This is a genomic window from Microcoleus sp. MOSTC5 (genome assembly GCF_036701825.1).
GTDB classification, from domain to species: Bacteria; Cyanobacteriota; Cyanobacteriia; order Cyanobacteriales; family Microcoleaceae; genus Microcoleus; species Microcoleus asticus.
In genome coordinates this window covers 1-1,439 of record NZ_JAUBRK010000178.1, presented here as the reverse complement: position 1 = coordinate 1,439, position 1,439 = coordinate 1, and the positions used below count along the sequence as shown (strand labels likewise).

At 46.7% G+C, this 1,439-nt stretch carries 1 protein-coding gene; it reads left to right on the top strand.

Features of this window, described 5'->3' with window-relative positions:
• Window positions 1–52: 52 nt before the first annotated feature.
• Entirely contained in the window at window positions 53–1,429 is a 1,377-nt protein-coding gene (gene tnpC / locus QUA54_RS34215; protein WP_333419474.1) for an IS66 family transposase, read from the top strand.
• The last annotated feature ends 10 nt before the right edge of the window (window positions 1,430–1,439 follow it).

The following is a 1,439-nucleotide window of genomic DNA, read 5'->3' as shown; positions in this document are numbered from 1 at the left end:
GTAATTGCTCAACCCCCTTGACAAGAGAACGAGATAGACATTAGATAAAGGAATGAAAAAACTCCCTGACCTAAAACAACTATCGGACGAGGCCAAAGACGCCTTGATAGTAGAGCTATGGCAGGAAATCGAAAAACTGCGCGCAGCATTAACCACTGACGAATCAAAACCAGACTCATCCCCGGCTAAAACCAGCTCGAATTCCAGCACTCCACCATCAAAAGGATTTAAGCCAAACATCGGACCATCGAAAATAAAAGGACTCAAAAGACAAAAAAGCTTAGGCAGAGCAGGAGGGGGAAGATACCTACATCCCGAACCCGACCAAATCATTATCGCTCAAATCAAAAGTTGCCCCCAGTGTGGAGAAACAGTAACTGCCAGAGCCCAAAAATTGCAATCCGTCTATGACAAAATAGAACTACCACCAATTCGTCCGATCGTCAGCCGCATTGAGCGTTATGGTGGTCGCTGCACCTGTTGTCAAACCGACTATCTGGCCCCCGTACCCGCAGGAATGGAACCAGGTTCACCATTTGGCCGGGAGATTCAAAGCTTAGTCACATATCTGCGCTACACTCATGCGATCGGCTACGAACGGCTGTCGGGAATCTTGTCAGAAGTTTTCGGGATCAAGATCTCCGAAGGAGCGATAGCCAACCTCTTGGGTACCGTCAAAACCAGTTTAGATGACCAAGTAAATCAGATACTACAACGATTGCGACAGGCAAAATTAATTTGCTCGGATGAAACCAGCGCCAGAGTTAACGGACAAAACCAATGGGAGTGGGTGTTTCAGAACCAAGATATTTGCCTGCATGTCATCCGTCCGAGTCGAGGGGCTGGAGTAATTAGCTCCGTTCTTGGGGAACATCGTCCGCAAGTGTGGGTATCAGATCTATTTAGCGCTCAAAAAAATCACCCAGCAGCACAATGGCAAGTGTGTTTAGCCCATCAACTGCGGGATTGCCAATATGCCATTGATGCTGGAGACAGGATTTTTGCCCCAGCGATGAAGAGGTTATTATTAAGGGCTTTTGTCATCCATCGACGACGCGACAGGATGGACGAGACTAAGCTGGAGCGATATCGCAGCAATTTACGGGAAAGATTAACCAGAATTTTGAGTTTAGCACCACATCAGCCGGATGGTGTCCGGTTACGAAAACGCTATGGCGAGCTGATGGATAATTTGTTCTTATTTCTGGAAGATGTGACAATTCCACCTACAAATAATTCTAGCGAACAAGCGATTCGGATGAGCGTGATATTTCGCCGCGTGACCAATTGCTTTCGTTCAGAATGGGGGCGAGATTTATTTGCGGCGGTTCGTTCAGTTGTGAATACTGGTAAAAGGCAAGGCTTAACCGCTTATCAAGCTATTCAACAAGCCCTTTCTATTCATGGCTCCCTTTTTTCCCCTAGTTGAGCAATTACAA